This window comes from Stenotrophomonas sp. C3(2023), from assembly GCF_032911385.1.
In the GTDB taxonomy this organism is placed as follows: Bacteria; Pseudomonadota; Gammaproteobacteria; order Xanthomonadales; family Xanthomonadaceae; genus Stenotrophomonas.
The window spans coordinates 822606-843462 of sequence record NZ_JAWJLO010000001.1; the positions used below are offsets into that span (position 1 = coordinate 822606).

Genomic DNA, 20857 nt, shown 5'->3' on the forward strand with positions numbered 1-20857 from the left:
CCTCCTGCCCATGACCGTCCAGCAACTTGATGCCTCCGGCCGCCTGCGCCACCTGTTGACCCTCGAAGGCCTGCCCCGCCAGAACCTGGTGCAGCTGCTCGACCGTGCCGGGCAGATCCGCGATGCGGCCGTGGGCCGGGTCGGCAACAAGCGGCAGGTGCTGGCCGGTTCTGCCGTGTGCACGTTGTTTTTCGAACCGTCCACGCGTACCCGCAGCTCGTTCCAGCTGGCCGCGCAGCGGCTCGGCGCGGACGTGCTGAACTTCGATGCCTCCACCTCGTCCACCCGCAAGGGCGAAACGGCCTGCGACACGCTGAAGAATCTCGAAGCGATGGGCGTGCGCGGCTTCGTGGTGCGTCACCCGGATGATCACGCAGTGGCGGCGCTGGCCGCAGCGGCAGGCGAGGGCACTGCGCTGATCAACGCCGGCGACGGTCGCAGCTCGCACCCCACCCAAGGTCTGCTGGACATGCTGACCCTGCGCCAGGCCAAGGGCCCGGATTTTTCCAGACTCAAAGTCGTCATCGTCGGCGACGTGAAGCATTCGCGCGTGGCCCGCACCGACCTGCATGCGCTGCGCACGCTGGGCGTGGGCGAGATCCGCGTATGCGGCCCGCAGAGCCTGCTGCCCGACGACGAGACGCTCAAGGGCTGCGTGGTGGGCGATGATTTCGATGCGATGCTGGAAGGCGCCGATGCGCTGATGATGCTGCGTCTGCAGCGTGAGCGCATGGAAGAAGGCCTGGTGCCCTCGCTGGAGCAGTACCACGCCCAGTACGGTCTCACTGCCGAGCGCCTGACCCGCGCCGGCAAGGATGCCGCCGTGCTGCATCCCGGCCCGATCAACCGCGGCGTGGAAGTAACCGACGAGGTGGCTGACGGCCCCCAATCGTGGGTGCTGCGCCAGGTGGCCAACGGCGTTGCCGTCCGCATGGCCGTGCTGGAAACGCTGCTGGGCTGAACAGCGCCGGTAGGTGACGACCATTGGTCGTCACGCTCTGGCTCCGCTTTCGCACCGGCCCCTGGTAGGTGACGACCGTTGGTCGTCACGCTCTGGCTCCGCTTTCGCTTCTGGCTCGGCACGAACAAAGGCGTGACGACCAACGGTCGTCACCTACCCAAGCCGAGCGGACCGGGTGCCTTGCTCGTCAGAACAGAACCACGCCAGTGTGCGGGCAAATTCCCCTCAATCCCGCGCTTTTCCGCTGGCAGCGGCGCCGGCTGCCGGGGAAGCTGGGACCATGAGCCGACATGATCTCCGTCTGGGCCGCCGCTCGATCATCGGCCAGCATTACATCCTGACCTTCGTCTGCCGTGAGCGTCACCGTGCTTTCGACAACCCGCAGGCCGTCAGTGCTGTGCGCATGGCGTTGGCGCAATCGGACGAGCAGGCCGTCACGTGCAGCGCTGCCTGGGTGATCATGCCCGATCACGTGCACTGGCTGTTCGAGCTTCAGCACAAGACGCTGGGCTTCGTTGCCCAGCGCTTCAAGTCCGCCACCGCGTTCAGGGTTGGCAGGCAGGGCGGGCATCCTGCCGGGCTGTGGGGACCGGCCTACCACGATCATGCGATCCGCTCGGATGAATCACTGCTTCGGCATGCCCGGTACATCGTCGCCAATCCGATACGGAAAGGATTGAGCGAGCGGGTGGGGGAGTATCCGCATGCGTGGTGCAGATGGGCGCTGTAGTTCCTGCGTTTGCGTCTGGTAGGTGACGACCGTTGGTCGTCACGCCGTGGCTCCGCTTTTGTTTCTGGCTCGGCACGAGCAAAGGCGTGACGACCAACGGTCGTCACCTACCGAGGGCAGGGGCAGAGGCGTGACGACCAACGGTCGTACCTACCGAGGGCAACAGCAAAGGCGTGACGACCAACGGTCGTCACCTACCGAGGGCAACAGCAAAGGCGTGACGACCAACGGTCGTCACCTACCGAGGGCAACAGCAAAGGCGTGACGACCAACGGTCAGCCGACCATCGGGTCGGCTCTACGTCAGGCGCGGTGAGATGTAGAGCCGACCCCACGGTCGGCTGCTCTACGGACAGATCGCGGGAATCCTTGCCGCGCTGCGCGCGGTGAGCCGACCATCGGGTCGGCTCTACGTCAGGCGCAGGGCATCGAGGACCGTCGGCCAGACCATAATCGGCGGTCAGCTCGATGTTCAGTTCCGGGTACTGCAGCAGCAGCGGTGCCAGCCGTGGCCATGCCAGATAGCGGGCCGCATGGCCGGTCGCGTTGATGCGGATGGTACCGGCCGGGCGCTCGCGGTAGCCGGCCAGCACGGCCAGTTCCTGCTCGATCTCGTCCAGCTTCGGGCCGACGCTCTGCAGCAGGTGCTGCCCGGCCTCGGTGGTGGATACGCTGCGCGTGGTGCGGGTCAGCAGGCGTACGCCCAGGCGTTCTTCCAGTGCACGCATGCTGTGGCTGAGCGCCGATTGGGAGACGCCCAACTGGGCGGCAGCGCGGGTAAAGCTGCCGTGCCGGGCCACCTGCATGAAGGCCTGCAGGTCGTTGAGTTCGCGGGGCATGGCGGCTCCAGTCGGAAACAAGGGCGACGCCGCCTGCTGCACGGCTGCAGCCTACGGCGGCGCGGCGCCCGGCAGCTTACTCCATGCCGAGCTTCTTGAGCTTGTAGCGCAGGGCACGGAAGGTAATGCCCAGCTGCGCCGCCGTGCGCGTCTTGTTCCAGCGGTTCTCTTCGAGCGCGCGCTGGATCGCGGTGCGCTCCATCTGCTCGATGTACGAGGGCAGGGCCGCGTTGCCGGTCGGCAGGTCGTGCACCGCCTCGACCGGCGCGCCCGCTGCACTGGCCCAGGCGCGCTGGCCCGGCTGTGGCAGGCGCAGGTCGGCCGCCCCGATGCTGTCATCCTCGGCCAGGGCCAGGGCGCGCTCCAGAATGTTCTCCAGTTCACGCACGTTGCCGGGGAAGGCGTAACCACCCAGCGCTTCCAGCGCGGAAGGCGCCAGCAGCGGCGCAGGGCGGCCATGGTTGCGGGCCAGCCGTGCCAGCACTGAAGCGGCAAGTTCGGGCAGGTCCTCGCGGCGCTCGCGCAGCGGCGGAACGCGCAGCTCGATCACGTTGATGCGGTAATAGAGGTCGTGGCGGAACCGGCCTTCCTCGACCAGCAGGCCCAGGTCCTTGTGAGTGGCCGACAGAATGCGTACGTCCACCGGGACTTCGTTGGCGGCGCCGACCGCGCGCACCGATTTCTCCTGGATCGCGCGCAGCAGCTTGACCTGCATCTGCAGCGGCAGCTCGGCCACTTCATCCAGGAACAGCGTGCCGCCATGGGCAGCCTGGAACAGACCGGGCGCATCGGCATGGGCGCCGCTGAAACTGCCCTTGCGGTGCCCGAAGAACTCGCTTTCCATCAGCTCGGAGGGAATGGCACCGCAGTTGACCGGAATGAACGGCCCGGCCGCGCGTGCCCCCTGCTCGTGGATGGTGCGGGCAACCAGCTCCTTGCCAACCCCGGACTCGCCGAGGATGTAGACCGGCGCCTGGCTGCGCGCCACCTTGGCCAGCGTTGCGCGCAGGCCCTGCATGGCACCGGACCCACCGAGCAGACGGCTGGCGTGCTCAGGTGCCGCCTGCGGCCGCGGCCGTTCGGCGTTGTTGAGCTCCAGCGCGTGCTTGACCAGCCCGCGCAGCACGGCGATGTCCACCGGCTTGCTGACAAAGTCGAAGGCGCCGGCCTTCAGTGCCTCCACCGCCAGGTCCATGCTGCCGAAGGCAGTGATCATCGCCACCGGCGTACGTGGGTACTGCTGCGCGATCTCGCTGACCAGCTCGATGCCGTTGCCGTCGGGCAGGCGCATATCGGTGATGCACAGGTCATACGGATTGCTGGCGAGCAGTTCGCGGGCTTCGGCCAGGTTGGCTGCGGTATTGATGCGCAGTCCCATCCTGCCCAGGGTCAGCACCAGCAGTTCGCGGATGTCGCGCTCGTCATCGACGACGAGGGCACTACGGTTTTCATTCATATTAGGGAAGATAGCCGAGGTGGGGCGATGGCGACAATTGTTTGACGCGCCGCGCGCACGATGCTGCGCTCAGCTGGGCAGCAGGGTGTGCGGCACGGGCAGCACCAGCCGGAAGCAGGCGCCGCCGGTGGGTACCGCGATGTATTCCAGCCGTGCCTGGTTGGCCCGGCACAGCTCGCGGGCGATGTACAGACCCAGGCCGGTGCCGTGCTCGGAGGTGGTGAAGAACGGGCGGAACAGCTGCGCCGCTACCGCCTCGGGGATGCCCGGGCCGCGGTCCATCACATCGATCACCGCATTGCGGTCCTGACGCGCCACCCGCAGCCGAACGCGCGCCGGCTGCTCGCCGATGCGGCCGTACTTGAGTGCGTTGTGCACCAGTGCGGTGAGTATCTGGTGCAGATGGCGCGGATCGATCTGGGCGGCCACCGAGGTCTCGCTGATGATCGACTCCACACTGTCGGTTTCCAGTGAGAGGCCCTGCTTGTACTCCAGCACGAAGCGGCGCACGGCAGCCACCACGTCGACGTTTTCCGGGTTGGCCCGCTCGCGCCGCGCCAGTCCAAGCACGCTCTCGACGATGCCGTTGGTGCGCTGGCATTGCTGACGGATGATCTGCAGCAGACGGCGGTCGCTTTCATTGAAGTTCTGCGCTTCCTCCTCCAGCAGCTGCACGGCGTAATTGATCGCCGCCAGCGGGTTGCGGATCTCGTGGGCCAGGCTGGCCGAAAAGCGCCCCATTGCCGAAAGCGTCAGCGATTCGGCGCGGCGCGAGACCACCGTGGCGTCGTCCAGGAACACCAGGGTCAGGTTGCTGCCGGCCAGCAGGCGGGCGAAGCGGGGCTGCACCTCGGGCTGGTCGGGGCAGAGCTGCAGCGGCGACTCGTCCTGCTGCCAGCCATTGCGCCAGCGCTGCAGGCGGCGCACCAGTTCGGGCGAGGCACTGCCCAGATCCATGCGCCCGGTTCCACCGTGGCCGTCGTTGTCGCCCAGCAGGCTGGAGGCGGCTTCGTTGGCCAGATGGATGCGGCTTTGCCCATCGACCACCAGCACGCCGGTGCGCATGCGCCGGATGATCAGCTCGTTGATCTGGAAAAGATTGGCGACCTCGTCACCCCGCTGGTTGGCCAGCTGCTGGTTGCGCCGCGCCCGGTTGGCCACCTGGAAACTGATGAATGCCAGTGCCAGGTAGCTGGTGGTGAACATTGCCAGCTCGGCCAGGGTGCGGCTGGGCGCACCGCCTTCGACCACCCGCCACACATATTCCGCCGCCGTGGCGGCGCTGGCCGCCAGCGCCAGCCCCAGCCCCAACGGCAGCGGCAGCAGGGTGGCGGCCGCTGCGATGTTGAACAGCAGCGACATCGAGATGCCGGCGCTGGCACCGGGCAGGGCATGCGACAGAAGGGACGCGGCCACGATGTCCAGCCCCACGCCGCACAGCACGATCGGCTGCAGCCAGCGCTCACTGCGGCCCAGCACCAGCATCGCCACCGACAGCAGCAGGTAGCTGGAGGCGACGATCGCCGCCAGCGCAGGGTGGTGCGGCTGCCCGACCAGCGGGGCCAAGGGACTGAACACCAGACCGCTGATCACCGAGGCGATCAGCAGGCGGTACAGGGCGAAAAAATACAGTTCGCGCCGCGGAATGGACTCGATGCGGTCGATCAATGAAGCGCTGGGTGCCACGCCGGAACTCCCCTTCTGGCTGACGGTCTGCAGGGCCGGCGCCGCCTCCCCCTGGCGGTACCGGATCGCAGCCAGTATAGGCACGGTCGCGCGGCGTGCAGCGGCGGCACGCCGGAAGCGTTTTCAGCCGATGGCCGCAACTGACTGAATTCACATTGGAAAGCGCCGCCTGGCCAGCTTTCGTACAGACTTCTTTGCGCCCCGGCGTCGCGTCAGCCACAATAGTGGGCCCGCCGCGGTCCGTGCCGGCGCCCGCCGTGCGGGAGCCCTGGAGATGCGTGCGGTCGTTCCTAACCCACGGTGACGCATGAATTTCCACGAATACCAGTCAAAGCAGCTGCTTGCCGAATACGGCATCCCGGTCCCGGCCGGCAAGGTCGCAGCGACCCCGGAAGAAGCAGTTGAAGTTGCCCAGGCCCTCGGCCAGGGCCCCTGGATGGTCAAGGCGCAGATCCACGCGGGCGGTCGCGGCAAAGCGGGCGGCGTGAAGTTCTGCAAGACCACCGACGACGTCAAGGCCGCTGCGGCCAAGATGCTCGGCACCAGGATGGCCACCTACCAGACCGCTGGCGTCGAACTGCCGATCAACCTGGTGCTGGTGACCACTGCCGGTGAGATCGTCAAGGAACTGTACCTGTCGGTGCTGGTTGATCGTGGCACCAAGACCATCACCTACATCGCTTCTTCCGAAGGCGGCATGGAGATCGAGCAGGTCGCCGCCGAAACCCCGGACAAGATCCACACGCTGCACGTGGACTTCGTCGAGGGCGTGCAGGGCTACCACGGCCGCGATTTCGGCTTCAAGCTGGGCCTGACCGCCAAGCAGGCCGGCCAGTTCGCCAGCATCATGGTGAACCTGTACCGCATCTTCAACGAAAAGGACCTGGCGCTGGTTGAGATCAACCCGCTGGCGATCCTGGACGACGGCAACCTGTACGCGCTGGACGGCAAGTTCGACAGCGACGACAACGCCGCCTTCCGCCAGAAGGCCCTGGTCGCCATGCGCGACAAGAGCCAGGAAGACGAAACCGAAGTGACCGCTTCGGAGCTGGACATCAACTACGTCACCATGGACGGCAACATCGGCTGCATGGTCAACGGCGCCGGTCTGGCCATGGCCACCATGGACGTCATCAAGCTCAACGGCGGCGAGCCGGCGAACTTCCTGGACGTGGGCGGTGGTGCCAACAAGCAGCGCGTGATCGAAGCCTTCAAGCTCATCCTGTCCTCGGACAAGGTCGAAGGCATCTTCGTCAACATCTTCGGCGGCATCGTCCGCTGCGACATGATCGCCGAGGGCATCATCGCCGCGGTGAAGGAAGTGGGCGTCAAGGTTCCGGTCGTGGTGCGCCTGGAAGGCACCAACGTGGAAGAAGGAAAGCAGCTGCTGCGTGACAGCGGCATGGCGATCATCCCGGCTGACAACATCAACGACGGCGCCAAGAAAGTCGTTGAAGCTGTCAAGAACGCCGCCTGATCCGACACCGAAGGAAATCCAATGTCAGTTTTGATCAACAAGAACACCAAGGTGATCGTGCAGGGCTTCACCGGCCAGCAGGGCACCTTCCACGCCACCCAGATGATCGAGTACGGCACCCAGGTCGTCGGCGGCGTGACCCCGGGCAAGGGCGGCACCACCCACATCGACCTGCCGGTGTTCAACACCGTGGCCGATGCCGTGCAGAGCACCGGCGCCAACGCCTCGGTCATCTACGTGCCGCCGCCGTACGCGGCTGATGCGATCCTGGAAGCGGCTGCGGCCGGCATCAAGGTCATCGTGTGCATCACCGAAGGCATTCCGGTGCTGGACATGCTGCGCGTCAAGAACGTGCTGACCCGTGCCCATCCGGACACCGTGCTGATCGGGCCGAACTGCCCCGGCGTGATCACCCCGGGCGAGTGCAAGATCGGCATCATGCCGGGCCACATCCACAAGCCGGGCAAGATCGGCATCGTCTCGCGTTCGGGCACGCTGACCTATGAAGCGGTCAAGCAGACCACCGAAGTGGGTCTGGGCCAGTCCACCTGCATCGGCATCGGTGGTGACCCGATCAACGGCCTGAACTTCGTCGACTGCCTGAAGCTGTTCAACGAAGACCCGCAGACCGAAGGCATCATCATGGTCGGTGAAATCGGCGGCGACGCTGAAGAAGCCGGCGCCGAGTACATCAAGAACCACGTCAAGAAGCCGGTTGTCGGCTTCATTGCCGGCGCGTCGGCCCCGGCGGGCAAGCGCATGGGCCATGCCGGTGCGATCGCATCGGGCGGCAAGGGCACTGCGGAAGGCAAGTTCGCCGCGATGGAAGCAGCGGGCGTGGTCACCGTGCGTTCGCCGGGCGACCTCGGCGCGGCGATTGCCAAGCTGGTCAAGTAAGACGGCAGCCGGCCTCTGGCCGGCACCACCGTGCAGGGAAAGGGCGCCACCGGGCGTCATACCGTGCAGATGAGCCGAACAGAAATCCGATGCCAGTGCGCTGGCGTCGGATTTTTTTTGCCTGGTTCACGGGCGGGGCGCTGGCCCGCCGACCCCGAAACATGACAGGCACAGCCCGGCGCCACGACCGGCCGCTGCGGATGCATCCGGGGTGTAGGCCGCTTGCCCGGGCAGGCCTAGAATGTGGGCATTGTTCCCACAGGCTGGATGCTCCATGGCTTCGATCCGCATCGCGATGGCACAGTTCGACTTCCCGGTCGGTGCCGTGGCCCGTAACACCGACCGCATCATCGCCATGATCGCCGACGCGCGCGATGCGCATGGCGCTGATCTGGTGCTGTTCCCCGAGCTGGCGGTCAGTGGCTATCCGCCCGAGGATCTGCTGCTGCGGCCAGGTTTCCTGCGTGATTGCGAGCTGGCGATGCAGCGCATCGCGGCGGCCTGTACTGGTATTACCGCCGTGGTCGGCTGGCCGCAGGCGTCCGGTCCGGTGGTGTACAACGCGGCCAGCGTGCTGCGTGCGGGCCGCATCGAGCAGACCTACCGCAAGCGCGAACTGCCCAACTATGCGGTGTTCGACGAGCGCCGCTACTTCGACATCGATCCCGACGGCCCGAGCTGTGTGTTCGAGCTCAACGGCATACCGGTGGGTGTGCTGATCTGCGAAGACCTGTGGTTTGCCGAGCCGATGGCCGACACGGTGCGTCAAGGCGCGCAGCTGGTGGTGGTGCCCAATGCCTCGCCATACGAACGCGGCAAGCACGCGCAGCGTGATGCCGTGCTGGCCGAACGCACCCGCGATACCGGTGCGGCGATCGCCTACCTCAACGTCGTGGGCGGCCAGGACGCACTGGTGTTTGACGGTGCCTCGGTCGTTGCCGATGGGAACGGCACCGTGCACCCGGCGGCGGCCGCGTTTGCCGAGCAGTGGCTGGTGGTCGACTACGACGGCGACACGCGCAGCTTCCTGCCGCACGTCTGGATGGACGACGGCGATGAAAGCATGGACGCGCTGGCGTGGCGCGCGGTGACCCGTGGCATCAGCGATTACTGCCGCAAGAACGGCTTCAGCAAGGTCTGGCTGGGCCTGTCCGGCGGCATTGATTCGGCTCTGGTGCTGGCGATGGCCGTTGATGCGCTCGGTGCGGAGAACGTGACCGCCGTGCGTCTGCCGTCGCGCTACACGGCCGGTTTGTCCAATGATCTGGCCGCTGAGCAGTGCCAGGCGCTGGGAGTGAAACTCGAGGCAGTGTCCATCGAGCCGGTGTTCAATGGGTTGATGGAGGCACTGGGCCCGATGTTCGAGGGTGCCGAGGCCGATATCACCGAGGAGAACCTGCAGTCGCGCAGTCGCGGTGTGATCCTGATGGCGCTGGCCAACAAGTTCGGGGGGCTGCTGCTGACCACCGGCAACAAGAGCGAGTATGCGGTCGGTTACGCCACCATCTATGGTGATATGTGCGGCGGCTACGCGCCGCTGAAGGACCTGTACAAAACCGAGGTGTTCGGCCTGGCCAAGTGGCGCAACACGGTCGGTGGGGCGCCGGTGATCCCGCCGGCGGTGATCAGCCGTCCGCCGTCGGCGGAGCTGCGCGACAACCAGACCGATCAGGATTCGCTGCCGGCCTACGATGTGCTGGACGGCATCCTGTACCGCTTTGTCGACCAGGAGCAGTCGCGGGCGGAGATCGTGTCGGCCGGGTATGCTCCCGAGGTGGTGGATCGGGTGCTGCGGCTGGTGCGCATCAGTGAGTGGAAGCGGCATCAGGCAGCGCCGGGGCCGAAGGTCTCGCGGCGGGCATTCGGGCGGGAGCGCCGTTATCCGATCACCAATGGATATCAGGGCTAGGGGATGATGGCAGGGCCTGCGCCCTGCCACCCGCTGACGGCCGCCTGGGTATCGACCATTGGCGGCAGCGCTGTGCCGCGCTGCGTCAGGGCAGCACGGGCAGAGCGGGTCACCGGGGCGGGCTGCGCCGGCGTAACAAGAAGGCCCCTTGCGGGGCCTTTTTTGTGCGCCGGGTGGCGGCTTACTTGCTGCGGCGTTCCATGGTGGCGTTGCGCTGGCCGGTGCTGGCGGACTTCTCGCCGGCGAACGGATTCAGCTTGCGGACCATCCACGGGTACTTCGGCCAGTCGTTGCGCAGCCACGGGTGCTGCGGCGCGTTCAGCTCCAGCACGCGGCGGGCATCGTCGGCCAGCTGCTTGTTGCCCAGATGGGTGTAGGCCTCGGCCAGCACTGCCACCGCGTCGTACTGGTAGGCACTCTGCGGGTAGGTTTCCATCAGGTAGTTGGCGCGGCCCACCGCCGACACCCACGCATCACGACGCAGGTAATACAGCGCGTTGTCCAGCTCATGTTGGGCAAAAACGTCACGCAGCTCGGTCATGCGCTGGCGCGCGTCAGCGGCATAGCGGCTGTTCGGGTAGCGGTCGATGACCGTGTTGAAGTCGGCATAGGCCTGTCGCGGGGTCGACAGATCACGGCGGCTCGGGTCCAAGGACCATACGCGACGAAGGAAAACCGTATTGCGGTTGCTGTTGGCCAGGCCGCGCAGGTAGTACATGTACGCCACGTTGCGATGGGTCGGGTAGGTGCGGATGAAGCGGTCGATGCTCGACACCGCGTCATCGTGCTTGCCGGCCTTGTACTGGGCGTAGGCGGTCTCGATCATCGCCTGTTCGGTGTACGGACCATACGGATACTGGGCCACCAGGCGGCGGAAGCTGGCTTCGGCGCCGCTCCAGTTGCCGCTCTCCATCAGCGTGTGGCTCTTCTCGTAGAGCGTCTCGACCGGGGTGCCTTCGTCGGGGGAATCCCCCTTGGTCGCCCGGTTGCAGCCAGTGGCGGCAAAGAGCAGGACCAGCAGCAGGGCGGTCAGGCGGGCGGGCGCGGAGTGCAGGAAAGAGCGTCGGATCATGAGGTCGAGGCGGGACGCGGCTGGAATACGAAGGGTCGATGATAGCCTAGTGTCCTGTCCAGCGACTGAAACCGGTCGACTGGAGTCCAAATTTCGTCCTTCTGCAGCCCCGACCATGTCCGATTCCCCAGTTGACCAGGCCCGCCAGGCCACCATTCCCGATACCGCCGCCGGCCGCCGCTTCGATGCGGTGGTCGCCGAGCTGTTCCCCGAGTACTCCCGCTCCCGGCTGACCGAATGGATCAAGTCCGGTGACGTACTGCTGGACGGTGCGCAGGCCCGTCCGCGCGACCCGGTCCGCGGCGGCGAGCAGGTAAGTCTGCATGCCGTTCTGGAAACCCAGACCACCGCCGAGCCGGAAGACATCCCGCTGGACGTGCTGTACGAGGACGAGCACCTGCTGGTCATCAACAAGCCGGTGGGCCTGGTGGTTCATCCCGGTGCCGGTAATCACAGCGGCACGCTGGTCAATGCGCTGCTGTACCGCGATCCCTCGGTGGCGGTGCTGCCGCGGGCGGGCATCGTGCACCGCCTGGACAAGGACACCAGCGGTGTGATGGTGGTGGCGCGCACGCTGGAAGCGCAGACCGCGCTGGTCGAGCAGCTGGCCGCGCGTGATGTGCACCGCCAGTACCTGGCCGTGGTGATGGGCGCGCTGGTCGCGGGCGGTACCGCGGATGCGCCGATCGACCGGCATCCGCGCGACCGCCTGAAAATGGGCGTGCGCGAGGACGGCAAGGAGGCGGTCACCCACTACCGGCTGCGTGAGCGCTTCCGTGCGCACACCGCGCTGGAATGCCGTCTGGAGACTGGGCGTACTCACCAGATCCGCGTGCACATGGCCCATCTGCGTCACCCGATCATCGGTGATCCCTTGTACGGCGGTGCGCTGAAGCTGCCCAAGGGGGCGAGCGAGGAACTGGTTACCGCCCTGCGCGGCTTCAAGCGCCAGGCGCTGCACGCCGAAACGCTGGAGTTCGTGCACCCGGTCACCGGCGTGCAGGTGCGCAACAGCGCGCCGGTGCCGGCCGACATGCAGCACCTGCTGAAGGTGCTGCGCGAGGACAGCGAGGCCTTCGCCGAACGCAACCGGGACCGCTGGTGAGCGCGTCGGGGGCCAGCGCGCTGCCGCTGCTGTGGGCCGACTGGCCTGCGGCGCCGGGCGTGCAGGCGCTGACCACCCGGCGCTTCGGCGCCGGGGCATCGCAGCCGCCGTTCGACCAGTTCAATCTGGGCAACCGCACGGCTGCGGACGGTGATGACCCGGCTACGGTGGAGCGCAACCGTGCACTGCTGCAGCAGGGCCTGGCGCTGCCTTCGACGCCGCATTGGCTGCGGCAGGTGCACGGCACGGCGGTCTACCGGGCCGAGGCGCCGCCACCACCAGGAGGCGAGGAGCCGGTGGCCGATGCAGCGGTGACGACCGTGCCGGGTGTCGTGCTGGCCATTCTCACCGCCGATTGCCTGCCGGTGGTGCTGGCAACCGATGATGGCAGCGGTATCGGCGCCGCCCACGCAGGTTGGCGGGGTCTGGCCGACGGGGTGCTGGAGGCGACGGTGGCCGCGATGCAGACCGTGCCTGCCCGTCTGCGTGCCTGGCTGGGCCCGGCTGCAGGACCGGCCGAGTACGAGGTCGGCACTGAGGTCCATGAGGCGTTCGTCGGCCGTGACCGCGCTGCCGAAGCGGCCTTCAGCGCCATCCGGCCGGGGCACTGGAAGGTGGACCTCTACGAACTGGCGCGCCAGCGACTGCAGGCGGCAGGCCTGGCAGCGGACAGCATCTACGGCGGCAGCCATTCCACGATTGCTGACCCGGACCTGTTCTCGTACCGCCGCGATCGGCGGACCGGGCGAATGGCAACGCTTGTATGGCTGGCTGCCGGAGACGTTGGCCGCGTATGACCGTAGCCGACCCCACGGTCGGCTGCTTTTCCATGAGGCTGCGCCCGGCCTGCAGGCCACGCCGCTTCTCAGGCGCTTTCCAGCGTTCCCAGGAAGCTGCGACGCCAGTGATTGATATCGAAGCGATGCAGGTGCTCCATCATCGCGTGCCAGCGCTCCTGGCGACGCTTGAGTGACATCGTGGACGCCGTTGCGATCGCATCGGCCACGCCGTCCAGGTCATGCGGGTTGACCAGCAGGGCCTGCTTGAGCTCGTCGGCCGCACCGGCGAGCAAGGACAGCACCAGCACACCGGGGTTGTCCGGATCCTGCGAGGCCACGTACTCCTTGGCGACCAGGTTCATGCCGTCGCGCAGCGGAGTCACCAGTCCAACCGCGGCAGCGCGGTAGAAGCCGGTCAGTGTGGCGTGGCTGAAGTTCTGGTTGACATAGCGCAGCGGCGTCCAGTCCGGCGCCGCATGCCCGCCGTTGATGTGCCCGGCAATCTGCTCCAGCTGGGTGCGCAGCTGGCGGTACTCGGTGACGTCGCCGCGCGACACCGGCGCGATCTGCAGGTAGGTCAGCGAGCCATGCTGATCAGGATGCCGGTCCAGGTAGCGCTCGAAGCCCTGGAAGCGCTCGGGCAGGCCTTTGGAGTAGTCGAGCCGGTCCACGCCGATGGCCAGTTGCCGGTCGCGCAGGCTGGCGCGCAGGTCCTTGACCGCGCTCTTGTTGGCAGCGGCCTTGGCCTGCGCGGCGATGCGCGCGGTGTCGATGCCGATCGGGAACGTGGCCGCGCGGAAATGCCGTCCATCGGGCGCCTGCAGGCGGCCATCAGGCAGCACGCGGCCGCCGCCAAACAGACGCAGGTACGTCTGGAAACGATCGGTATCACGCTGGGTCTGGAAACCGACCAGGTCATAGGCGTACAGCGAGGAGAGCAGCCGCAGGTGATCGGGCATGGCCTGCAGCAGGTCGGCCGAGGGCATCGGCACATGCAGGAAGAAGCCGATGCGGCAGCCGATGCCGCGCTCGCGCAGCAGGGCGCCCAGCGGAATGAGGTGATAATCGTGAATCCAGACGATGTCGTCCTCGCGCAGCAGCGGCGCGAGCTTGTCGGCGAACAACGCATTGACCCGGTGGTAGGTCTCGCGCGTGCCGCGGTCGTAGTCCACCAGGTCCAGACGGAAGTGCAGCAGCGGCCACAACGTGCGGTTGGCGAATCCGTTGTAGTACCCGTCAACGTCGCGCTTGTTGAGGTCCATGGTGACGAACTGGATGTCGCCGTCGCGCTGCTCGTGCAGCGCGCCGCTCTCATCGCGCACCGATTTCCCGCTCCAGCCGAACCAGACGCCGCCGCGTTCTTCGAGTGCGGCCTGCAGGCCGACGGCCAGGCCGCCGGCGCGTTGCTCGCCCGGTACCGCCACCCGGTTCGAGACGACGACCAGGCGGCTCATGACGCTTCCTGCCAGGAACGCGACAGACGCATGGCGGCCATGATCAGGCCGACGTGCGAGTAGGTCTGCGGGAAATTGCCCCAGGCCTGGCCATCGTCGAAGGCCAGATCCTCGGAGAGCAGACCCAGATGATTGCGTCGGGCCAGCAGCTGCTCGAACATCTCACGCGCTTCGTCGTTGCGGCCAATTGCCGCCAGCGCATCGATGTACCAGAAGGTGCAGATGGTGAAGCTGGTTTCCGGGGCGCCGAAGTCGTCCGGCGCGACATAGCGGTACAGCGCGTCGCCATGCTTGAGGTCGCGGCCGATGGCTTCAACGGTGGCAATGAAGCGCGGATCGTGCGCCTCGACGAACCCGATGTCGGCCAGCAGCAGCAGCGAGGCGTCCAGGCGATGGCCGCCGAACGCGTCGGTGAAGTGGCCCAGTTCCTCGTTCCACGATTCGGCGACGATCCGATCGCGGATGATGTCAGCCTTCTCACGCCAGTACGTCGCGCGGTCTTCCAGTTTCAGCCGCACCGCGATCTTGCACAGCCGATCGCAGGCGGCCCAGCACATCGCCGCAGTATAGGTGTGCACTTCGGTGCGGCCGCGGAACTCCCATAGTCCGGCGTCGGGCACATCGTGGAGTGTGAACGCCTGTTCGCCCAGACGCTCCAGCCGCGCGAACGCATGCGCATCGCCTGGGTCCTGCAGGCGGCGGTCGAAGAACAGCTGGGTCGAGGCCAGCACCACACTGCCATAGACGTCGTGCTGGCGTTGCACCCAGGCCAGGTTGCCGCGCCGTACCGGACCCATGTCGCGGTAGCCGGAAAGACTCGGCACCTCGTCTTCCTGCAGCTCGCTCTCAAAGCCGATGCCGTACAGCGGCTGCAGCGTGCCGTCGGTGGTGGCGATGTTGAAGATGTAGCCGATGAACTGCTCCATGCTCCGGGTGGCGCCCAGGCGGTTCAGCGCGCGCACCACGAAGGCAGCATCGCGCAGCCAGCAGTAACGGTAATCCCAGTTGCGGCTGCTGCCCGGCGCTTCAGGGATGGAGGTGGTCATGGCGGCGATGATCGCGCCGCTGTCCTCGTACTGGCACAGCTTCAGGGTGATCGCGCTGCGGATCACCGCGTCCTGCCATTCCAGCGGGATGGACAGGTAGCGGACCCATTCGCGCCAGTAGGAGGTGGTGCGGTGCAGGGCATCTTCCACATAGCCGTGGATCGTGCGGTCCAGCGACTCGTCCACGCCCAGGATGAGGTGCACCGGATGGGACAGCACGAACGGCAGGCTGTCACGCACCATGCGCACGGGGACATCGGTGGTCAGGCGCAGGACGTGTGCAGGCAGCACCCAGCGGACGTGATTGCTGCCCCAGGTGGAATTGGGCACGCGCTCGCCCCAGTCGGCCAGCGGGCGCGCCAGGATGCGGATGCGCGGACTGCCGGCCAGCGGCGTGATCCGGCGGATCAAGCTGACCGGGCGGTAGAAACGATCGTTCTGGCGCCAGCGCGGCGCAAAATCGAGGATTTCCAGCACGCCGCCGTGGCGGTCGCGCAGCACAGTGCGCAGCACAGCCGTGTTGGTGAGATACGCCTGCTCGCTGCTTTCCAGGTCCTCCAGCTCGACAGCGAAGTCGCCACCGGTCTGCTGGTTCGGCCCGAGCAGGGCACAGAAGGTGGGATCACCGTCGAAGGCAGGCAGGCAGCTCCAGACAACGCGGGCCTGGCGGTCGATCAAGGCGCCGAAGCTGCCATTGCCGACGACGCCAAGGTTGAGGTCGGCAACACTCATGGGGCGTGCATCTCTTTCTTGGTGGAGGTGGAGGTGGAAGTGGGGTTCGCGGCGCTGGACCAGGCATTCTCGAGCAGCCAACCGTGCACGGCGTCCACGTCCGGGAGCTGGAATACGGCAGCGCTGCTTTCGCGCTCGCCGACCAGTACGCTCCAGCCATGCTGCGCATTGGCGGCCTCGAAGCCGTATTCGTCGGTGAGATCGTCACCGATGAACACCGGCAGTCGGCCACGGAACGGTGCCTGCTGCATCATCATGCGCAGCGCTCGGCCCTTGTCGGAGCCGATCGGCACGAACTCGATGACGTGGTCACCGGGCTGCAGCCGATAGCCGCTGTTGCCACGCACATGACGTTCAGCAAATGCACGGACCTCGGCTGCCGCATCCGGAGCGGTGCGCCAGTGCAGTGCCAGGCTCGCACCCTTGTCCTCGATCAGGATGCCGGGGTGGCTGCTGGCAAAACGCTCGGCCTGTTCGCGTACGGCACGCAGCCAGTCAGCATTCGCCTGGTCGCCGTGCGCGTCGTGCGAGCGGCCGTCGGCATGACGCAGCTGGTGGCCATGCAGGCCCGCAGCGGGGAGCCGGAGGGGGCTGAACAACGCATCCAGCTGCCCGAGCGGGCGTCCGCTGACCAGGGCCAGGGCGCCATCGAGGCGGTCGCTGAGGCGGGCTATCGCCGCCCGTACATCGGGCGCAAGTGCAACCGCGGACGGATGTTCGGCAAAGCCGACCAGCGTGCCGTCGACATCGAGAAAAAGAGCACACGCGTCGTCAAGCAACGGTGGCGGCGGACGCAGGGGGAGGTCGTTGGCCATGGTCGGCACCATGCCAGCGCGGATGTGTAGGTGGGGTCGACGGGTGGTTAAAAGCTGCGGCAGCGCCGGGAAGTCCGGCGCTGCACAGGCCGTTTCCGGCTCAGAACGTATAGCGCACGCGGCCGTAGTAATAGGCGCCATTGCTGCCCACCGGCGACAGAACATCGTAGGGCAGGTTGCCGAAGTAGTAGATGTCGTCGTTGGACAGATCCGGATAGTTGTCGGTTAGGTTCTGGCCGCCGATGGCAACGCTCCAGCGCGGGCTGAAGCGGTATTCCACCTCGGCATCGAGCTGCCATTCGGCCTGGTAGGTCTGGCGGGGGATGTAGCCATCGCCAAAGTTGAAGACCCGCGTCGCGCTGCCGTAGCGGTTGACCCGGCTGCTCAGGGTCCACTGGTCATTGCCCCAGGTGGCGCCCAGCGAGGCCCGCGTACGCGGCGCAGCGTCGGTCAGCGTGTTGCTTTCCTCGATGCCGAACAGCACGTAGCCCGGGTCCAGGGCCCGCAGGGCGTCCGGGGTAGCCAGCACATTTTTCAGCGTTGTCTTCGCATACGACCAGGTTCCGGTCAGCAGCAGCTGACCATCGCCAAGCCGCTGCCGCCAGTTGGTGACCAGCTCGGCGCCACGGGTGCGCGTGTCGGCTGCGTTGACGAAGAAGCTGGCACTCTGCAGACCGGCAACACCGTACTGCTGCTGCGCGAAATCGGTGAGGGCATCGCCGGTGATGCTTTCCGAAAGCGCGATGCGGTCATCGATGTCGATCTGGAACAGATCCAGCGACAGGTCAAAGTGTTCGCCGATGCGGCTGGTGAAGCCCAGGCTGGTATTGAGCGACTTCTCCGGCTTCAGGTCGGTCGCGCCCAGACCGCGGGCGATGGGATTGTTAACCGAGAGCAGGCGGCCCTGCACCAGCTGACCAGCGGCGTTGTAGCCGGTGTCGGTGGACTCATAGCCGATCTGCGCCAGCGACGGTGCGCGGTAGTTGTTGGAGAGCGCGCCGCGCAGCGCGAACGCAGGGGTGAACTCATAGCGCAGCCCGAGCTTGCCGGTCAGTTCACCACCGAAATCGTCGTGGTGCTCATAACGTGCGGCCAGGTCGGTGGAGAAATGCTCGCCAAACTGGCTGGACAGGCTGGCGTACACGCTGGCCACATCGCGCGACAGGTCGGCCGCGTCCTGTGGGGTCAGCCCGCCGCCGGCCTGCGAGCCGGTCGGGCGGTCGGTGAACGGGCCCGCAGCGTAGCTGCTGGGGTCGCCGGCACGGGTCTGGTAGCGCTCGTGGCGGAACTCGGCACCCAGGCCCAGGCTGTGGGTAGTGTCCGGGCCCTGCTCGAACACGCGGCCGACATCGAGGTTGGCCACCGTCTGCGCATACTCGTAGTCGCCGGTCCTGAACCGCGTCGGGCTGGTCGGGCCCAGGGAGGCATTGAGGGTATTGCGCAGACGGTAGGTGAAACTGTTCTGGCCGTAGTCGAGGCTGGCATCGTAGTTCCAGTCGCCCCACTGGCCGCGTGCACCGGCCACCAGCTGCACGTCGCTGTTTTCGCCTTCTGAGATCGGGCGGTAGCCATTGGGATACAGCTGGGTCCAGTTGGCCTCGCCGTCGGGGTAGCGGAAGTAGTTCGCGCCCTCGGTGTCACGCTGGTTGTAGGTAGCAAATGCATACGCTACGCCGGTCTGCCCGAACGGTAGCTCGACGTTGAACCAGCCGTTGATGTCCTTGCTCGCGCCATCGCCCAGCACATAGTTGCGCTTGCCCTGCAATGCCAGGTTGGCCTCGGTCTGGTCCCATGGTGGAATCTGGTCGAAACCCGCGCGGTTGGTGCCGCGACGCTCCTTGTACTCCACGCCAACGCGCAGGAAGCCGCCGTCGTCGCTCAATGCGGTGCCCACGTTGGCGCTGATGTTGGCGGTCTGGCCGTCGGTGAGCGTACGGCCGATCGGCTTGAGATCGGTGTGGTTGGCGCCATAACTGACCTCCACGCTGCCGCCTTCCGGCGTGTTGTCCAGGATCACGTTGATCACCCCCGCCACCGCGTCGGAGCCATACAGGGCACCGGCACCATCACGCAGCACTTCGATGCGCTTGATGGCACTGACCGGAATGGCGTTGAAGTCCACCGGGGTGGTGCCGCGGCCGATCTTGCTGCCGGTGTTGACCAGCGCACTGTGGTGGCGGCGCTTGCCGTTGACCAGCACCAGTACCTGGTCGGGGGAAAGACCGCGCAGCTGCGCCGCGCGCACATGGTCGGCACCGCCGGAATTGGATTGACGGGGGAAGTTGAAGGAGGGCAGCAGCGCCTGCAGCGCACTGCCCAGCTCGCCGTTGACCACGCCGGCCTTGCGGATGTCCTCGGCAGTCAGCACGTCCACCGGCGAGGTGGATTCGAGCACGGTGCGGTCCACCGCACGGGTGCCGGTCACGATCACCGTATCCAGGTTGGTGGCGTCCTGCGCGTGGGCGTGAGGGGTGAGCAGGACAAAGGCAATGGCGAGGCCAAGCGGAGACGCGGACAGGCGCAAGGACATGGGGGCTCCAGCAGCAACACGGGGAAGGGGAATGGTTTTGCTTACATCCATCCGGATGAAGCGATATAGTATCTTGGCGTGAGGTGGGGGGTGGATGCAAGCCGGTCAGGTGTTGTCATGAGCAGAGGACCCGCCGGCATCAGCCGCGGTTGCAGCAGCAACCGACAACGCGGTTTACCCTCCGTGCCCCGTCGCGATTTCCCTTCCCCCTGGAGTACCCGATGAAACGCTTCGCTCTTGTCGCTGCCCTGCTGTTGGCCACCAGTGGCTGTGCCAGCCTCGCCCCGACCGGCACCCCCGCAGCGGTTACCGCCACTGCTGCAATGCAGGGTGACGCCGCGCGCCCGGCCGATGCCCATGGCTGGGTGCGCAGCGAGCTGTACTTCGGGGTGGGCGAAGAGCAGGGCAGGGCCGAACGCCTGCAGGCCGAAGGCATCAGCGAGGCGCAGTGGCGGCAGTTTCTGGACACGGAGGTCACCCCGCGCTTTCCCGATGGACTGACCGTCTTCGACGCCTACGGCCAGTGGCTGTTCCGCGGTGATGCCGAACCCAACCGCCTGCGCACCAAGGTTCTGGTGGTCCTGCATGAGGACACCCCTGCGCGCCGCGCGGACATCGAAGCGATCCGCCTGGCGTGGAAGCAGAAGACCGCGCATCAGTCGGTGTTGTGGTCCCGCCAGCCGGTCGAAGTATCGTTCTGAGTCGCCGCCGGCAACGCCTGCCGTCGTAGCGCCGGGCTCTGCCCGGCGAGCGCGAAGCGCTGCGTCGATCGCGATCTGGCCGAAGAGCTGCCGTCGTAGCGCCGGGCTCTGCCCGGCGAGCGCGAAGCGCGGCTTGTATCGCGATCTGGCCGGAGGGCTGCCGTCGTAGCGCCGGGCTCTGCCCGGCGAGCGCGAAGCGCGGCTTCCATCGCGATCTGGCCGAAGAGCTGCCGTCTTAGCGCCGGGCTCTGCCCGGCGAGCGCGCAGCGCGGCTTCCATCGCGATCTGGCCGGAGAGCTGCCGGGCAGAGCCCGGCACTACGGGGCGAGCGCGAAGCGCGGCTTGTATCGCGATCTGGCCGAAGAGCTGCCGTCGTAGCGCCGGGCTCTGCCCGGCGAGCGCGCAGCGCTGCTTGTATCGCGATCTGGCCGAAGAGCTGCCGTCGTAGCGCCGGGCTCTGCCCGGCGAGCGCGAAGCGCGGCTTCCATCGCGATCTGGCCGAAGAGCTGCCGGGCAGAGCCCGGCACTACGGGGCGCGCGCGAAGCGCTGCGTCGATCGCAATCTGGCCGAAGAGCTGCCGTCGTAGCGCCGGGCTCTGCCCGGCGAGCGCGCAGCGCGGCTTCCATCGCGATCTGGCCGGAGAGCTGCCGGGCAGAGCCCGGCACTAC

General features: G+C 66.9%; 15 protein-coding genes and 1 pseudogene. 8 read left to right on the top strand and 8 right to left on the bottom strand.

Going from position 1 to position 20857, the window contains the following annotated elements; translation table 11 throughout:
* Positions 1-10: 10 nt before the first annotated feature.
* Positions 11-961, top strand: a complete 951-nt coding sequence (locus RZA67_RS03525; protein WP_317211205.1) for an aspartate carbamoyltransferase catalytic subunit — start codon at positions 11-13, stop codon at positions 959-961.
* Positions 962-1241: 280 nt separating this feature from the next.
* The gene (locus tag RZA67_RS03530) at positions 1242-1691 is read left to right on the top strand and encodes a transposase (protein ID WP_317211206.1); all 450 of its coding nucleotides are present in this window, start codon (positions 1242-1244) and stop codon (positions 1689-1691) included.
* 439 nt (positions 1692-2130) lie between these two features.
* Here the strand turns inward: RZA67_RS03530 and RZA67_RS03535 are convergent.
* The 3 genes and pseudogenes from RZA67_RS03535 to RZA67_RS03545 form a co-directional block, all read right to left on the bottom strand.
* Positions 2131-2529 (bottom strand): annotated as a pseudogene (locus RZA67_RS03535) (LysR family transcriptional regulator); the annotation flags it as partial.
* 76 nt (positions 2530-2605) lie between these two features.
* On the bottom strand, positions 2606-3985 hold the full coding sequence (locus RZA67_RS03540) for a sigma-54 dependent transcriptional regulator (RefSeq protein ID WP_317211207.1): 1380 nt from the start codon (positions 3983-3985) through the stop codon (positions 2606-2608).
* A 69-nt stretch (positions 3986-4054) separates the two neighbouring features.
* Positions 4055-5671: an ATP-binding protein gene (locus RZA67_RS03545; protein WP_317213797.1), complete on the bottom strand. Its 1617-nt coding sequence runs from the start codon at positions 5669-5671 to the stop codon at positions 4055-4057.
* Between the two features lie 307 nt (positions 5672-5978).
* Between RZA67_RS03545 and sucC the strand changes: the two genes are divergently transcribed.
* From sucC to RZA67_RS03560, 3 genes are all read left to right on the top strand, one after another.
* Positions 5979-7148, top strand: a complete 1170-nt coding sequence (gene sucC / locus RZA67_RS03550) for an ADP-forming succinate--CoA ligase subunit beta (protein ID WP_317211208.1) — start codon at positions 5979-5981, stop codon at positions 7146-7148.
* A 21-nt stretch (positions 7149-7169) separates the two neighbouring features.
* Positions 7170-8045, top strand: coding sequence for a succinate--CoA ligase subunit alpha (sucD, locus tag RZA67_RS03555; RefSeq protein WP_116863571.1), 876 nt, complete (start codon positions 7170-7172; stop codon positions 8043-8045).
* 274 nt (positions 8046-8319) lie between these two features.
* Positions 8320-9954, top strand: coding sequence for an NAD+ synthase (locus RZA67_RS03560; RefSeq protein ID WP_317211209.1), 1635 nt, complete (start codon positions 8320-8322; stop codon positions 9952-9954).
* A gap of 181 nt (positions 9955-10135) precedes the next feature.
* Here RZA67_RS03560 and RZA67_RS03565 read toward each other — a convergent pair whose 3' ends face one another.
* Entirely contained in the window at positions 10136-11026 is an 891-nt protein-coding gene (locus RZA67_RS03565) for an outer membrane protein assembly factor BamD (RefSeq protein WP_317211210.1), read from the bottom strand.
* A gap of 115 nt (positions 11027-11141) precedes the next feature.
* On the opposite strand from RZA67_RS03565, the gene rluD reads away from it, so the two are divergent.
* Positions 11142-12131 (top strand): 23S rRNA pseudouridine(1911/1915/1917) synthase RluD, encoded by a 990-nt coding sequence (rluD, locus tag RZA67_RS03570; RefSeq protein ID WP_317211211.1) that lies wholly within the window; start codon positions 11142-11144, stop codon positions 12129-12131.
* On the top strand, positions 12128-12928 hold the full coding sequence (gene pgeF, locus RZA67_RS03575; RefSeq protein WP_317211212.1) for a peptidoglycan editing factor PgeF: 801 nt from the start codon (positions 12128-12130) through the stop codon (positions 12926-12928). The genes rluD and pgeF overlap by 4 nt, the downstream gene beginning before the upstream one ends.
* Positions 12929-12996: 68 nt before the next feature.
* Here the strand turns inward: pgeF and otsA are convergent, their stop codons facing one another.
* The 4 genes from otsA to RZA67_RS03595 form a co-directional block, all read right to left on the bottom strand.
* The gene (gene otsA / locus RZA67_RS03580; RefSeq protein WP_317211213.1) at positions 12997-14364 is read right to left on the bottom strand and encodes an alpha,alpha-trehalose-phosphate synthase (UDP-forming); all 1368 of its coding nucleotides are present in this window, start codon (positions 14362-14364) and stop codon (positions 12997-12999) included.
* Positions 14361-16142: a glycoside hydrolase family 15 protein gene (locus RZA67_RS03585; protein ID WP_317211214.1), complete on the bottom strand. Its 1782-nt coding sequence runs from the start codon at positions 16140-16142 to the stop codon at positions 14361-14363. The genes otsA and RZA67_RS03585 overlap by 4 nt, the downstream gene beginning before the upstream one ends.
* Positions 16139-16957 carry a trehalose-phosphatase gene (gene otsB / locus RZA67_RS03590; RefSeq protein ID WP_317211215.1) on the bottom strand — a complete coding sequence of 273 codons (819 nt, stop codon included), beginning with the start codon at positions 16955-16957 and terminating at the stop codon, positions 16139-16141. Before otsB ends, RZA67_RS03585 begins: the two co-directional genes overlap by 4 nt.
* A 100-nt stretch (positions 16958-17057) precedes the next feature.
* On the bottom strand, positions 17058-19487 hold the full coding sequence (locus tag RZA67_RS03595; protein ID WP_317211216.1) for a TonB-dependent receptor: 2430 nt from the start codon (positions 19485-19487) through the stop codon (positions 17058-17060).
* A gap of 221 nt (positions 19488-19708) precedes the next feature.
* On the opposite strand from RZA67_RS03595, the gene RZA67_RS03600 reads away from it, so the two are divergent.
* Entirely contained in the window at positions 19709-20188 is a 480-nt protein-coding gene (locus RZA67_RS03600) for a DUF3574 domain-containing protein (protein ID WP_317211217.1), read from the top strand.
* Positions 20189-20857: the final 669 nt, after the last annotated feature.

Bases quoted from the DNA above. Each gene is read 5' to 3' on its own strand.
- RZA67_RS03525 (WP_317211205.1), top strand. From the start codon at position 11: ATGACCGTCCAGCAACTTGATGCCTCCGGCCGCCTGCGCCACCTGTTG.
- RZA67_RS03530 (WP_317211206.1), top strand. From the start codon at position 1,242: ATGAGCCGACATGATCTCCGTCTGGGCCGCCGCTCGATCATCGGCCAG.
- RZA67_RS03540 (WP_317211207.1), bottom strand. From the start codon at position 3,985: ATGAATGAAAACCGTAGTGCCCTCGTCGTCGATGACGAGCGCGACATC.
- sucC (WP_317211208.1), top strand. From the start codon at position 5,979: ATGAATTTCCACGAATACCAGTCAAAGCAGCTGCTTGCCGAATACGGC.
- sucD (WP_116863571.1), top strand. From the start codon at position 7,170: ATGTCAGTTTTGATCAACAAGAACACCAAGGTGATCGTGCAGGGCTTC.
- RZA67_RS03560 (WP_317211209.1), top strand. From the start codon at position 8,320: ATGGCTTCGATCCGCATCGCGATGGCACAGTTCGACTTCCCGGTCGGT.
- RZA67_RS03565 (WP_317211210.1), bottom strand. From the start codon at position 11,026: ATGATCCGACGCTCTTTCCTGCACTCCGCGCCCGCCCGCCTGACCGCC.
- rluD (WP_317211211.1), top strand. From the start codon at position 11,142: ATGTCCGATTCCCCAGTTGACCAGGCCCGCCAGGCCACCATTCCCGAT.
- otsA (WP_317211213.1), bottom strand. From the start codon at position 14,364: ATGAGCCGCCTGGTCGTCGTCTCGAACCGGGTGGCGGTACCGGGCGAG.
- RZA67_RS03585 (WP_317211214.1), bottom strand. From the start codon at position 16,142: ATGAGTGTTGCCGACCTCAACCTTGGCGTCGTCGGCAATGGCAGCTTC.
- otsB (WP_317211215.1), bottom strand. From the start codon at position 16,957: ATGGCCAACGACCTCCCCCTGCGTCCGCCGCCACCGTTGCTTGACGAC.
- RZA67_RS03595 (WP_317211216.1), bottom strand. From the start codon at position 19,487: ATGTCCTTGCGCCTGTCCGCGTCTCCGCTTGGCCTCGCCATTGCCTTT.
- RZA67_RS03600 (WP_317211217.1), top strand. From the start codon at position 19,709: ATGAAACGCTTCGCTCTTGTCGCTGCCCTGCTGTTGGCCACCAGTGGC.